The 13,362-nt window shown below is 43.5% G+C and carries 13 protein-coding genes and 1 pseudogene; 10 read left to right on the plus strand and 4 right to left on the minus strand.

Going from position 1 to position 13,362, the window contains the following annotated elements; translation table 11 throughout:
• Positions 1 to 239: 239 nt before the first annotated feature.
• Complete coding sequence (locus ACFFAP_RS25190) at positions 240 to 746, minus strand: HEAT repeat domain-containing protein (RefSeq protein ID WP_375513778.1); 507 nt, start codon at positions 744 to 746, stop codon at positions 240 to 242.
• A 1,321-nt stretch (positions 747 to 2,067) separates the two neighbouring features.
• Between ACFFAP_RS25190 and nifB the strand changes: the two genes are divergently transcribed.
• From nifB to ACFFAP_RS25230, 8 genes and pseudogenes are all read left to right on the plus strand, one after another.
• On the plus strand, positions 2,068 to 3,519 hold the full coding sequence (nifB, locus tag ACFFAP_RS25195) for a nitrogenase cofactor biosynthesis protein NifB (RefSeq protein WP_375513779.1): 1,452 nt from the start codon (positions 2,068 to 2,070) through the stop codon (positions 3,517 to 3,519).
• 139 nt (positions 3,520 to 3,658) lie between these two features.
• On the plus strand, positions 3,659 to 4,012 hold the full coding sequence (locus ACFFAP_RS25200; RefSeq protein WP_375513780.1) for a 4Fe-4S binding protein: 354 nt from the start codon (positions 3,659 to 3,661) through the stop codon (positions 4,010 to 4,012).
• A 26-nt stretch (positions 4,013 to 4,038) separates the two neighbouring features.
• A complete protein-coding gene (gene nifS / locus ACFFAP_RS25205; protein WP_375513781.1) occupies positions 4,039 to 5,247 on the plus strand; it encodes a cysteine desulfurase NifS in 1,209 nt (402 codons plus the stop codon).
• A 121-nt stretch (positions 5,248 to 5,368) separates the two neighbouring features.
• Positions 5,369 to 6,268, plus strand: a complete 900-nt coding sequence (gene nifU, locus ACFFAP_RS25210) for a Fe-S cluster assembly protein NifU (RefSeq protein WP_334849535.1) — start codon at positions 5,369 to 5,371, stop codon at positions 6,266 to 6,268.
• A 272-nt stretch (positions 6,269 to 6,540) separates the two neighbouring features.
• The gene (locus ACFFAP_RS25215; RefSeq protein ID WP_375513782.1) at positions 6,541 to 6,897 is read left to right on the plus strand and encodes a group 1 truncated hemoglobin; all 357 of its coding nucleotides are present in this window, start codon (positions 6,541 to 6,543) and stop codon (positions 6,895 to 6,897) included.
• Between the two features lie 341 nt (positions 6,898 to 7,238).
• Positions 7,239 to 8,132, plus strand: coding sequence for a nitrogenase iron protein (gene nifH, locus ACFFAP_RS25220; RefSeq protein WP_375513783.1), 894 nt, complete (start codon positions 7,239 to 7,241; stop codon positions 8,130 to 8,132).
• A gap of 156 nt (positions 8,133 to 8,288) precedes the next feature.
• Positions 8,289 to 9,203: pseudogene (locus tag ACFFAP_RS25225) on the plus strand (nitrogenase component 1); the annotation flags it as partial.
• Between the two features lie 98 nt (positions 9,204 to 9,301).
• Positions 9,302 to 10,708 carry a site-specific integrase gene (locus ACFFAP_RS25230; RefSeq protein WP_375513784.1) on the plus strand — a complete coding sequence of 469 codons (1,407 nt, stop codon included), beginning with the start codon at positions 9,302 to 9,304 and terminating at the stop codon, positions 10,706 to 10,708.
• A 359-nt stretch (positions 10,709 to 11,067) separates the two neighbouring features.
• Here ACFFAP_RS25230 and ACFFAP_RS25235 read toward each other — a convergent pair whose 3' ends face one another.
• From ACFFAP_RS25235 to ACFFAP_RS25245, 3 genes are all read right to left on the minus strand, one after another.
• Complete coding sequence (locus ACFFAP_RS25235) at positions 11,068 to 11,253, minus strand: hypothetical protein (RefSeq protein WP_375513785.1); 186 nt, start codon at positions 11,251 to 11,253, stop codon at positions 11,068 to 11,070.
• Between the two features lie 95 nt (positions 11,254 to 11,348).
• Complete coding sequence (locus ACFFAP_RS25240; RefSeq protein ID WP_375513786.1) at positions 11,349 to 11,996, minus strand: GIY-YIG nuclease family protein; 648 nt, start codon at positions 11,994 to 11,996, stop codon at positions 11,349 to 11,351.
• Positions 11,997 to 12,024: 28 nt separating this feature from the next.
• Positions 12,025 to 12,213, minus strand: a complete 189-nt coding sequence (locus ACFFAP_RS25245) for a hypothetical protein (protein WP_375513787.1) — start codon at positions 12,211 to 12,213, stop codon at positions 12,025 to 12,027.
• Positions 12,214 to 12,336: 123 nt separating this feature from the next.
• On the opposite strand from ACFFAP_RS25245, the gene ACFFAP_RS25250 reads away from it, so the two are divergent.
• The gene (locus tag ACFFAP_RS25250) at positions 12,337 to 12,627 is read left to right on the plus strand and encodes a hypothetical protein (RefSeq protein WP_375513788.1); all 291 of its coding nucleotides are present in this window, start codon (positions 12,337 to 12,339) and stop codon (positions 12,625 to 12,627) included.
• A 462-nt stretch (positions 12,628 to 13,089) separates the two neighbouring features.
• The coding region (locus ACFFAP_RS25255) for a KilA-N domain-containing protein (protein WP_375513789.1) at positions 13,090 to 13,362 on the plus strand (273 nt) is incomplete at its 3' end.

The following is a 13,362-nucleotide window of genomic DNA, read 5'->3' on the forward strand; positions in this document are numbered from 1 at the left end:
GTTCAGAACACAAGTCTTTTCGTTCAGAACACAAGTCTTTTCGTTCAGAACACAATTCTTTTCGTTCAGAACACAAGTCTTTTTTGAGCCAATGAGTGAATGAAACAGCTTTGCTTTTCAAGAGGGGTTGGGGGGATCAAAAGGCTGTGGGGCAAATAGTTCTTGGATAGTTATTTTTGGTTTCATGGCTGTTTGTATGGAGGTATTGTTTGCATTTTATGCTTGGTGGATTAATCAATTTACCAATCGTCTAATATCAGATTTGCATCTTCGCTAATTAGCTCTTCAGGAGATTGAGATGCCTCCTCTATAATCATCTTCGCTTCAGGAGTTCGGATTTCTGCTAATGCCAGGAGAGACTTTCTTGGCACATTGAGCCATTCATCATAAGACCATCGGTATGTCAATGCCTTGGATAATGCAGGAATTGCTCTTTCATCGCGCAATACATCCAAAAGTTCAATAACTGATTCATGAAGACCATTATTACTCTCATCATTGAGGATTTGACAAAGTATAGGTGTGTAATCCTTTGATAGGTTACTCCATGCTGCCATCATGATAAACGAAGCCCCAGGATAATCTGGATTTGAAGCATATTTTTCCAACTCCTGAATCACTTCGCTAACTGAAGGAGGTGATGCCTCAAATTCCTTGTTCATCTCCTCTAAAAGTCTTGATGATTCAGTGGGTCTTGGAGAATCCTTGAATAATTTCAGGTATTTTTCAATCGTGTTATTTATCATCTTATAGCCTGTTAATATTAGTGATATTTTGGTTAAAAAAAAGCAACTCCATTAGGGCTAAACCGAATGGCACGCTTGAAAAGCTCTAAGCTATATGGGATAAGCACTACAGATTTTAAAGTGATTGTTGAGTGAAGGTCTTGGTATAAGACAAGCGATTGTGCTTGATGCAATCCTTCGTAGCTTGCTGCCGTAGGCATCGCTAAAAGCGTTGAGTGGGGGTTTTGCTCTTAGCGTAACCGCCCACCGGAGGCGATCGCAAAAGGTTAGAAAAGCTTACTCGCTCATGAAATACTTTCTTGAAGACGAGCAAGCAAAATAACCTAAGGTTTGTAGTGAGCAATTCAGAAAATTCATTGCGATCGCTCAATCATGTTAGATTATAGTTTGTTGTTTCTCTCAAACACAAAATCCGATAGTTTCCTACCCATCTCCTCATTGTGGAAATGAAAAAAAAGAACTTAAAAGTTAAACTTTTTGAAAATCATGTGCAGCAACACATCTATTTCCACAAGCCTAGATAGCTTGCTAGATAAGATTTAGAACCACAATTGAATATCATTCTCAAAGCAAAAATTAAAAAAATATGAAGTGCATTTTTACCCTCCAAAAAATGATATGTTAGATACAGAATTGAATTTGGCACATTTATGGAGTAGAACGATATAGATTACTCCAGTTTTTCACCCTCAAACCCTTGGCATTTATTGCTTTTGACTAAATTTGAGGGCAATCTGAGTACACATTGAAATAACCCAAACCCAGTTTAAAGTTAGTTAAAGTTCTTGCTGGGATTGGGTTATGGCTGAGTACAGATAAATCCTGAACCCCTGTCTATAAACACTAGAACCCCAACCAAAAAATACTAGAACCCCTACCCGAAAAAAACTTTTTTAATTCTTGTAATGCTAGAAGAATTAGGGTTTTTATTATTTGAGTACAAACGTAATAAATCCAATAAATTCTATCCTAGAGAGACGCACTGTTTGGCTAGGAGACGGCTGCTATAAATCTTATATCGCCAATCACCTAACGCTCTGAAACAAACAAAGCGAAAAGTGAGTGGAGGGATGACATAGCACCATGCCTGAAGTGAAGAGAAGTCGCGGCTGTAAGCACAAATTCTACCCAAGAACCGAACGTTGACACACACCAGCCGAACATCTAAAGATTCATTGCCTGCCCTACTTGAAAACAAGTCGCCCGAACCCAAGGGTTTGCAGGCAGTGTGGAAGACGCGACTTCAATTCCTAGGCATGAAAGAGTAGCAACAGCATCTCCCACAGTGGCAGCCAAGTCCACCGACCTTTTGCGAAACTCAATGACATCACCGTCTACACGACTCCTCAACTCCGACGCTACGGAATCGCCAACCCAAGCAAAATCAGGTGGTTGCGGCTGCGACAGCAACACCAGCGCCACCGTGGAAAGGGACGAAAAGCTCCAAGAACGCATTGCGAAACATCCCTGCTACAGCGAAGACGCTCATCACCACTACGCGCGGATGCACGTTGCAGTTGCTCCAGCCTGTAACATTCAATGCAACTATTGCAACCGCAAATATGATTGCGCTAACGAAAGCCGTCCTGGAGTAGTTAGCGAATTGCTAACACCAGAACAAGCAGCACACAAAGCTTTGGTCATTGGCGGCAAGATTCCCCAAATGACAGTTGTGGGAATTGCTGGCCCTGGCGACCCATTGGCGAACGCAGATAAGACTTTCCGCACATTTGAGTTGATTGCAGAGCAAGCACCAGACATCAAGCTATGCTTATCAACCAATGGTTTAATGCTGCCGGATTACGTCGATCGCATTAAACAATTAAATATAGATCACGTTACGATCACCATTAACATGGTAGATCCAGAGATTGGTGCTAAGATTTATCCTTGGGTTCACTACAACCGCAAGCGTTATAAAGGCATTGAAGGCGCAAGAATTCTCCACGAAAGACAGATGGAAGGATTGCAAGCCCTAAAAGATGCTGACATCTTGTGCAAAGTCAACTCTGTAATGATTCCCGGAATTAATGACCAGCACTTAGTTGAAGTGAATCGAGTCATTCGTGAAAAAGGTGCATTCTTGCACAACATCATGCCATTGATTTCTGCACCAGAACATGGTACACACTTCGGTTTAACCGGTCAACGCGGCCCCACACCCAAAGAACTCAAAGAAGTTCAAGACAACTGCTCTGGTAACATGAAAATGATGCGTCACTGTCGCCAGTGCCGTGCCGATGCAGTCGGATTATTAGGAGAAGACCGCAGCCAAGAATTTTCCAAAGAGAAATTCTTGGAAATGACTCCAGAATACGACATGGACAAACGCCAAGAAGTTCACGACGGTATTGAGAAGTTTAAAGAAGAACTGAAAGTAGCCAAAGACAAGGCGCTAGTCGGCAAGAAATTTGCCAACAATCCCAAAGTCCTAGTTGCAGTAGCAACCAAAGGCGGCGGATTGGTTAACCAGCACTTCGGTCATGCCAAAGAATTCCAAATTTACGAAGTGGATGGAAATGAAGTTCGCTTTGTCGGTCATCGCAAAATTGACCAATACTGCCAAGGTGGATACGGCGAGGAAGCTTCTTTTGAGCATATTATGAAAGCGATCGCAGATTGCAAAGCAGTTTTAGTCTCCAAGATTGGTAACAGTCCTCAAGAAAAATTGCTTGAAGCTGGAATACAGAGTGTTGAAGCTTACGACGTGATTGAGAAGGTTGCTTTGGAGTTTTACGAGCAATACGTTAAGGAATTAGGGAATAAGGAATAGGGACTGGGGACTGGGGACTAGGGACTGGGAATTAAGGAAGAATTTCCCAATATCCAATACTCAATACCAGTATCCAGTACCCGATACCCAGTACCCAATCCCCAATACCCAATCCCCATTCCCAAAAGGAGAATAAATCATGGCTTACAAAATTCTTACTAGCCAGTGTATTTCCTGCAATCTCTGTCTATCTGTATGTCCCACAAATGCAATTAAAGTAGTTGACGGACAGCACTGGATTGACCCTGAACTTTGTACAAACTGCGTTGGTAGCATTCATACCATGCCTCAGTGTAAAGCTGGTTGTCCCACCTGCGACGGTTGCGTTAAGCAGCCTAGCGATTACTGGGAAGGCTGGTTTGCCAATTACAACCGCGTAGTTGCTAAATTAACAAATAAACAAGATTACTGGGAACGTTGGTTTGACCGTTATAGCCAGACATACTCACAACAGTTGCAAAAGCGTCAACCCGAAATAATTCGTAATTCGTAATTCGTAATTCGTAATTGAAGACAACAATGCAAAATAACTGCATCTATCTCGATAATAATGCCACCACTAAGGTAGACTCAGAAGTTATAGAGGTAATGCTACCTTACCTCACAGACTATTACGGCAATCCCTCTAGTATGCATACCTTTGGTGGGCAAGTCGGTAAAGCAGTGAGAACAGCAAGAGAACAACTTGCAGCCATCCTGGGAGCCGATGAGTCAGAAATTGTCTACACAAGTTGTGGAACTGAGGGAGATAACGCGGCGATTCGAGCCGCACTGTTAACGCAACCAGAAAAGCGACATATTATCACCACCCAAGTTGAACATCCAGCAGTACTCAATGTCTGCAAACAATTAGAAACCCAAGGTTACAGTGTTACCTATCTATCAGTAAATCATCAAGGGCAGTTGGATCTAGATGAACTAGAAGCCTCCTTGACGGGTAACACCGCCTTGGTGACAATTATGTATGCTAATAATGAAACCGGCACGGTTTTCCCGATTGAGCAAATTGGGTTGCGCGTAAAAGAATATGGCGCTATCTTCCATGTAGATGCGGTGCAAGCAGTGGGAAAAATCCCCTTAAATATGAAGACTAGCACAGTGGATATGTTAACCCTGTCTGGTCACAAGTTGCACGGCCCTAAAGGAATTGGTGCTTTATATATTCGGCGTGGGGTTCGGTTCCGTCCCTTTATTCTTGGGGGACACCAAGAACGCGGACGGAGAGCGGGAACAGAGAATGTTCCAGCAATTATCGCCTTGGGCAAAGCTGCCCAACTAGAACTGTTACACTTAGAAGAAGCGGCCACAAGAGAAATAAGGCTGCGCGATCGCCTCGAACAAACTTTACTTGCGACAATTCCCGATTGTGTAGTCAATGGTGACGTTACGCAGAGATTGCCAAACACCACAAATATCGGCTTTAAGTACATCGAAGGTGAAGCAATTCTACTGTTATTGAACAAATACGGTATCTGTGCATCATCCGGTTCTGCTTGCACCTCCGGTTCTCTGGAACCCTCCCATGTCCTGCGGGCAATGGGCTTACCCTATACAACTTTGCACGGTTCTATACGCTTCAGTCTTTGTCGCTACACCACAGAAGCTGAAATCGATCGAGTCATAGAGGTAATGCCCAGTATTGTAGAACGTTTACGCGCCCTCTCACCCTTCAAAAATGATAATGCAGGTTGGTTGCAAGGACAAGAACAAGCACTGGCGCATCGTTAGGGACTAGGGACTGGGAATTAGGGACTGGGGACTAGGGAAGAATTTTCCCAATACCCAGTACCCAATCCCCAGTACCCAATCCCCCAATCTAAAATCCAAAATCTAAAATCTAAAATTCGTTATGTGGGACTACACCGATAAAGTATTAGAACTGTTTTACGATCCCAAAAATCAGGGAGAAATTGAAGAAACGAGCGAAGCTGGAGTTAAGGTTGCAACAGGAGAAATCGGTAGCATTGCTTGCGGCGATGCTCTGAGATTGCACCTGAAAGTAGAAGTAGAATCTGATAAGATTCTAGATGCTCGCTTTCAAACCTTTGGCTGTACTAGTGCGATCGCATCTTCTAGTGCATTAACCGAAATGGTCAAAGGTTTAACCTTAGATGAAGCCCTGAAAGTGTCCAATAAAGACATTGCAGATTACCTGGGTGGTTTACCAGAAGCAAAGATGCATTGCTCGGTCATGGGACAAGAAGCGCTAGAAGCTGCTATCTATAATTATCGTGGCATACCTCTAGCTACCCACGATGATGATGATGAAGGCGCGTTAGTTTGCAGTTGCTTTGGGATCAGCGAGTCCAAAATTCGCCGCGTCGTTCTAGAAAATAATCTCACTGGTGCCGAAGAGGTAACAAATTATGTGAAAGCTGGTGGTGGATGCGGTTCCTGTTTGGCGAACATCGATGATATAATTAAATCAGTTCAACAGGAATACGCCTCACCTGCTCTCAACAATTACGGCGTACAAGTTGCCACAGAAATTGTTACGTCCAAAGAGCGATCGCTAACTAACGTCCAGAAAATTGCTCTAATTCAAAAAGTTCTCGATGAAGAAATCAGACCCGTACTCATTGCAGACGGCGGAGATGTAGAACTCTATGATGTAGAAGGCGATCGCGTTAAAGTTGTCCTGCAAGGTGCTTGCGGTTCCTGTTCTAGTAGTACAGCAACCCTAAAAATTGCGATCGAAGCCAGATTACAAGATCGTGTCAGCAAGAGCCTTGTAGTCGAAGCAGTTTAGGAATTGCTGTAGGACTTAACGTACTCTACAAATACGCTCTAATATGCATCAGCCAGCAACAGAAAGTAGGATTTGAATCGAATCATTGTCTCCACTCAATGCTTCATACCAATTCGCCAAAAGAAAGTAACAAATTCAAATTTAACTTTCTTAATTACGAATTGCGAATTGGTATCAGTCCTACCCCTATGACGGCTAACAGCATATAGGCAAAGAGATTAAGCGCCTAAAAAGCAAATTTCATCATCCAACTCGCTTCAAAGGAACAGGATATGAGCACATTATACGACAAACTTGGCGGACAACCAGCTATTGAACAAATAGTAGATGAACTCCACAAACGCATTGCCACAGACAGCATCCTCAACCCATTTTTTGCTGGTACAGATATGGCCAAGCAACGTAATCATCTAGTTGCTTTCTTATCTGAGATTTTTGAGGGGCCAAAGCAATACGGCGGTCGTCCAATGGACAAAACACACGCTGGAATGAATTTACAGCAACAACACTTCGATGAGATCGCCAAGCTCTTGGGTGAATCAATGGCTGTGCGTGGAGAGTCGCCAGAAGACACCAAAGCTGCACTAGAGCGCGTCACAAATTTCAAGGGCGCTATTTTGAACAAGTAATAGGACTTATGCATTGATTGTTGACAAATAACAACATCAAGTCCTATTGAATCTTGCAAGCTGAAACACATTATGACGTATTTGTAAATTGCGTAATTTTCTTTGTTCTTTGTCAAAACAAATGACAAAGGACAAAGGACAAAAAGAAAAGAAATTTAACCAGGAAATATATGTACTTGCTTTCAATCATTTTAGCTGTGGAGCGATCGCCCCCAGCAGGCATTTATGCCAACGCTACCAACGATGCTCTACACGCGCTCACTACTGTCGCTCAACTGGCGTGAACGCAACTGACAAACGCGCATACCCACCAACCAACCAATTGCAGGAAAACACGAACAATGACAGACGAAAAGATTAGACAGATAGCTTTCTACGGTAAGGGCGGTATCGGTAAATCTACCACTTCCCAAAACACCTTAGCAGCTATGGCAGAAATGGGTCAACGCATCCTCATCGTCGGTTGCGACCCTAAAGCTGACTCCACCCGTTTGATGCTGCACAGCAAAGCTCAAACCACCGTTCTTCACCTCGCTGCTGAACGTGGCGCAGTAGAAGATATCGAAATCGAAGAAGTGATGCTGAAGGGTTTCCGTGACGTTCTTTGCGTAGAGTCTGGTGGTCCAGAACCCGGTGTAGGTTGTGCAGGTCGTGGTATCATCACCGCCATCAACTTCTTAGAAGAAAACGGTGCTTACCAAGACTTAGACTTCGTATCTTACGACGTATTAGGTGACGTTGTGTGTGGTGGTTTCGCAATGCCTATCCGCGAAGGTAAGGCACAAGAAATCTACATCGTGACATCAGGTGAAATGATGGCGATGTATGCTGCTAACAACATTGCTCGTGGTGTTCTTAAGTATGCTCACACTGGTGGTGTGCGTTTGGGTGGTTTGATTTGTAACAGCCGTAAAACTGACCGGGAACACGAACTCATCGAAACCTTGGCAAAACGGTTGAACACCCAAATGATTCACTTCGTACCCCGTGACAACATTGTTCAACACGCAGAATTGCGTCGGATGACTGTTAACGAGTACGCACCCGACAGCAACCAAGCTAACGAATATCGCACATTAGCTACCAAGATCATCGACAACAAAAATCTAGCTATTCCTACACCTATCGAAATGGAAGAACTAGAAGACTTGTTGATTGAATTCGGTATTCTCGAAAGCGATGAAAATGCTGCAATGTTGGTTGGTAAGACTGCTGCTGAAGCTCCTGTAGTATAAGTCGCCGCTAAGAAATAACGCTTTAGCACAAGGAAAAAGGAAAAAGGAAGAATCTCATATTTGACCTTTGACTTTTCCCTCTAATCTCCCCCCTAATCTTACAGGGGACTCCTAGTCCCCCTATGCCCCGATCCTTACGAATCACAGAGGCTAAGTATGACACCTCCAGAAAATCAAAACATCATTCAAGAAAGAAAAGAACTAATTAAAGAAGTTCTCAGTGCTTATCCTGAAAAAGCCGCTAAGAAGCGGGAAAAACACTTAAACGTATACGAAGAAGGTAAGTCCGATTGCGGCGTTAAGTCTAACATCAAATCCCTGCCTGGGGTAATGACTGCTCGTGGTTGTGCTTACGCCGGTTCTAAAGGTGTGGTTTGGGGTCCTATTAAGGATATGATCCACATCAGCCACGGGCCTGTAGGTTGCGGTTACTGGTCTTGGTCTGGTCGTCGTAACTACTACATCGGCACCACAGGTATTGATACCTTTGGTACCATGCACTTCACCTCCGACTTCCAAGAACGAGATATCGTCTTTGGTGGTGACAAAAAACTCGTCAAGCTAATCGAAGAACTTGATGTACTTTTCCCCCTCAACCGTGGTGTTTCCATTCAATCTGAATGTCCCATTGGTCTAATTGGGGATGACATCGAAGCTGTTGCTCGCAAGACATCGAAAACAATTGGTAAGCCAGTTGTACCTGTGCGTTGCGAAGGCTTCCGGGGTGTTTCCCAATCTTTGGGACACCACATTGCTAACGACATGGTTCGTGACTGGGTGTTCACCAAATCCGACCAAGCTAAGAAAGACGGTACACTCCAGTTTGAAGGTACTCCTTATGATGTAGCCATCATTGGTGACTACAACATCGGTGGTGATGCTTGGGCGAGCCGCATCCTGTTAGAAGAACTCGGCTTGCGCGTAGTCGCTCAGTGGTCAGGTGATGGCACCATCAACGAAATGTTGATGACCCCGAATGTGAAGATGAACCTCATCCACTGCTATCGGTCGATGAACTACATCAGCCGTCACATGGAAGAAGCTTACGGTATACCCTGTACGAAGTATGATTTAATATATCGTGATACCAGGATTTAGTCCACGTCTAACTTTGCTTAATTTAAACATTGTTCTAAATGGACTAAATTTTAAGACACATTTAAGACACAATGAAAAGCAAGGCACAGGACGTTTTTGAAGATTTCACTCCGCCAGCATCTACCGATGGCAGCTATCTAGGAACGCAGAAACAAATGAAGGCTACTCGGCAGCATCTGGAACGCAAATTTGAGAAGGGCTTGGCAGACACTAAGGCTCGGCTAAAAGCCGCCAAAGTGAAAGTGGGCTTAGTCGTGGCACGGGAAACTATTCAGTTGCAAGCATCCCTACCCATCAAACCGGGCGATCGCGACACTAAAGGAACTGGTTTTAAGCAGTACAAGATTTCGCTAAATATCCCTGCAAGCTTGGACGGGTTGAGAACAGCTGAGGAAGAGGCAAACGAGCTAGGCAAGCTGCTCGCCCGTAAACAGTTTGAATGGACTGATAAATATCTGGGTAAAATCGCTAAGGTCGGCAACAGATCCCAAACCCTTGGCGATGTTTTAGAAGAGTTTGAAATTGAGTATTTCAAAACACGCAAGTTAACAGAAAAAAGTAAACACACCTTTTTCTATTACAAAGAGTATTTACGGCGATTGATTGGGCTAGATACTTTATTGACTCAATCGGAGATTGATAAAAAAATTGCAGAGTTGACGGGAGATTCTGCCAAATACAGCGCAGTTAAATCGTTGAAGGTTTTAAAATCAACTCTTAATTTAACTGGTTTCACTCTCGAACAATTTAAAGCTACACAACCCAAAAGTCAGGCTAGGGATATTCCTAGCGATCAGGATATCATCAAATACCAGGAATCTTTTCATCAGTACTCTTTGACTAGAAGCCTAACAATTAAAAAGAATTGCTTAGACAGTTGGAAGATGTGGGAGTGGGTGTATGGAATGCTTGCTACTTATGGACTACGCCCAAGAGAACTATTTGTAAATCCTGAAATTGATTGGTGGTTGAGTCCTGAAAATAAAGATAACACATGGAAGGTTCACCCAGATACTAAGACTGGTTACAGAGAAGCTTTACCGCTACATCCTGAATGGGTTTACTTGTTTGATTTAAAAAACGTAGAGTATTTGGAACTGTTAAAAGCTCAAACTGATGGTAGAACTAGTTTTACAGATATCAACACTATTCGGGTTAATTGTTCATCCTGGTTTAGGCGCGTAAATATTCCGTTTACGCCCTATGATTTACGCCACGCTTGGGCGATTCGAGCGCACATGATGGGCATTCCAATTAAAGCTGCTGCTGACAATTTGGGGCATTCTGTTGAGATTCACACTGAGATTTATCAGAAGTGGTTCAGCTTAGAGAACCGGAAGAAAGTAATTAAGCAGGCAGTGGATAAAAAAGATGACATGGATACGTTGAAGCAAGAGAATGCACGGCTAAGGGCTGAAGTGGAATATCTCAGGCAAGCTCTGGCACGGCATCAAATTAGTGAGGTACTGTCTACTTAACTTACAACAGAATACGGTTTATTAACAGAGGTGCATCTCTATCTTTTTGAGCAATATATTAGAAAAAATGCCTATTTTTTGGTAATTTCTGTTAAAAACGGTACTAAAAAATTTGTCTACAGTTGCCAAAAGCGTTATCCAGAGCGGTTTTTAGCCGTCTACAGCCCAAAAATTAGCGCGGTTTCACTGTAGACGCTGTAGGCAGACAACAGCTGAGGTAGTGAGCGACTTGTGTGCCAGATATCTAGCTCATGTGTGGCACATATGAGCTAGACGTGTGCCACGCGTGGGCTACTTAAGTCAACTGTAGATAAAATATAGGCGGACTGTAGACGCACACATGAGCTACTTAAGTCAGGTTATAGAGAGCCGATTGACAACAGTGTTAGCTCCTTAATAAAGGCTTCAATCGCCTTACCAGCGCTGGATTGTCTGCCCATTTTCAGCTTGGCAAGAGTGCGATCGCGGGCTGCTTCATAGTCCGGCTGCACGAAATTACCTGTTGTCTGTAACTGTTGCCTGAGTTGCTGGTTTTCCCTCTCCAAGCTTTTGACTTGGGACTGTAACTGGTCGATGGTTTCACTGTTCGCTACAGTTGACTCAATATTGCTTGGCTGCCCGGTAGTTCTATTATCCTCTACTACCGGGCTTTCGATTTTCCCCGCAGTTCCTCCAGGCGTGCCTCTAGTTGCGATCGCACTTCACCCAAGCTTGCTGCTACCTCTTGCTTAACCAATTCCTTGATGTCTACAGGTGTAGGTTTTTTCAAAAGGCTAGGGTCTTTCGCTATTTCCATAAGCAGCCTTGCAGCAGCTTGTCCTAAAGACTCATCTGGCAACCTACGTGCTTCGAGCGCTGCAAGCTCATCATCTTTCAGCCTTATTGTAAATAGTTTCTTTGGTTTACCTGGGATAACGCAGTTTAGTTCTGGCTCTAAAAGCTCAATTAAATCTCCTTCCAGCGATGGCAGTTCATCAGATTCCAGCGAAAACCAAGCAATTCTTGTGTCGCTACCTGCTTCTAAGAAATTATCAATTCGATGATGTTGACGAAATCTGTCTTTGAGATTACTTGTCTTACCGATGTATAACAGCTTGTTAGACGACCAAACAAGATAAATAGCAGGAATCCCTGGTAGGTTATTTTTTTCTGTCAGTAGCAGGCATGGCAGGCTAGACCGCAACATCCCCACAACCACAGAAGTCTTATCCTGTCCAGTAGCTTCAGCCTGGGAAGCAATGAGCGCTGCCAAGTCGTCTGGACAGCGAAAGGTTAACGATACAGACATAACTTAACTGTCTTACCAATGCATTACATTAGTCTAACATCAACTGCAAGATAGAGTAAGACACGTTGTGAGTTAATCCTTGACTATTGTCTAACGTTCGTACTACAGTATATACATAGCGCTTATATAAAGCGTAAGACACACGGTTGAGCAAGTAAATCGTAGCGTCGTGTTGCTCCCTAAGTGCGATCGCAATTTGTTGCGAAATCTGCTTCAATGATTTCAGATACGACAAATGAAGTCAGCGCTTGAATGCGCCCCGGTACAGAGAGCTACTAACTACTCTGTCCGGCACGACTTCCCCCTTACAAGTTGTGAGCCTACTAAGGAGGCAATAAGAATGATAGCGTCTGACGCGCCCATTTTGGGCATTTTTCGTCAAGCGTCAAAGTTTTGGCGTTTGCGAGTGAGTAAAGAATTCGACAAGCCCGAATATTACATTGGTCAAACCGTGCTGCACAAGATAAAGGTGCGGCAGGGTGAAATTTTGTACCCGGTAACAGTGCTTGGTCTTTCCTGGACTGGCATGGACTGGCAGTACAGAGTTTCCTTGCCAGAAGACCACCCTTGGTTTGAGATAGACGATAACGAATCGGAATGGGTCGATGACCATGAGCTAGAGCCGATGTAATTAATAAAAATTCTTTGGCATGGGTGAACTTAATAAAAACAGGACTTAGGCAACTGGCACACTATTAATCTGACAACTGTCACATCTAAAAAAAATAAAAAAGTTGGGGTAAATAGGGGGATCACGGCGGATCACCTGGATCACACCTCAAAATTGGTAACAAAGTTTACAAGAAAAGTACATAAATTAAGTATTATTTTTGTGATATTTACGACGTAAATCTGCTTGTGATCCACGTGATCCGCCTTGATCCGCCTACTTTACCCAACTTTTTTATTTCAAAAAAAAAGTGAATCAGAGCAAAACGACTCTTCACCCACCACAGGCGATAACAGTCACAACCCTTGCCAATAAAGCAACGTAGGGGGCTGGAAAATTGACACCGTAATTTCTTAAGTTGTTAAATCCTGAAGTTAGCACTGTCAAAATTACGGTCTCAAATCGAAAAAGAAAGCTGAAGCCTTGCAAACATTTTCAGAGCAACGAGGAATTTATATGTTACCAAGAGAGCAATTTGACAAATTAATGCAAGACGCACGGCGAGACGACGGCTATATCAACGCTACCGAATGGTGCAAGCATTTTGGGTGTCGACTTGACAGATGGAAGCGGTTGCCAAAAACAAAAGCTAGATTAGAGTCGTTGAAAGCTACAGAGTCAAATGCTGAACCTTGGATTGTTGAGCGTGTAGGCAAAACTTGGGTAACTTGGGTTCACCCAATCATGGCAGTTCAC

Origin of the sequence: uncultured Nostoc sp., assembly GCF_964245575.1 — a bacterium.
Lineage (GTDB): Bacteria > Cyanobacteriota > Cyanobacteriia > Cyanobacteriales > Nostocaceae > Nostoc.

Excerpts from the sequence above, each read along its gene's own strand:
- ACFFAP_RS25190 (WP_375513778.1), bottom strand. The coding sequence starts at position 746 with ATGATAAATAACACGATTGAAAAATACCTGAAATTATTCAAGGATTCT.
- nifB (WP_375513779.1), top strand. The coding sequence starts at position 2,068 with ATGACATCACCGTCTACACGACTCCTCAACTCCGACGCTACGGAATCG.
- ACFFAP_RS25200 (WP_375513780.1), top strand. The coding sequence starts at position 3,659 with ATGGCTTACAAAATTCTTACTAGCCAGTGTATTTCCTGCAATCTCTGT.
- nifS (WP_375513781.1), top strand. The coding sequence starts at position 4,039 with ATGCAAAATAACTGCATCTATCTCGATAATAATGCCACCACTAAGGTA.
- nifU (WP_334849535.1), top strand. The coding sequence starts at position 5,369 with ATGTGGGACTACACCGATAAAGTATTAGAACTGTTTTACGATCCCAAA.
- ACFFAP_RS25215 (WP_375513782.1), top strand. The coding sequence starts at position 6,541 with ATGAGCACATTATACGACAAACTTGGCGGACAACCAGCTATTGAACAA.
- nifH (WP_375513783.1), top strand. The coding sequence starts at position 7,239 with ATGACAGACGAAAAGATTAGACAGATAGCTTTCTACGGTAAGGGCGGT.
- ACFFAP_RS25230 (WP_375513784.1), top strand. The coding sequence starts at position 9,302 with ATGAAAAGCAAGGCACAGGACGTTTTTGAAGATTTCACTCCGCCAGCA.
- ACFFAP_RS25240 (WP_375513786.1), bottom strand. The coding sequence starts at position 11,996 with ATGTCTGTATCGTTAACCTTTCGCTGTCCAGACGACTTGGCAGCGCTC.
- ACFFAP_RS25250 (WP_375513788.1), top strand. The coding sequence starts at position 12,337 with ATGATAGCGTCTGACGCGCCCATTTTGGGCATTTTTCGTCAAGCGTCA.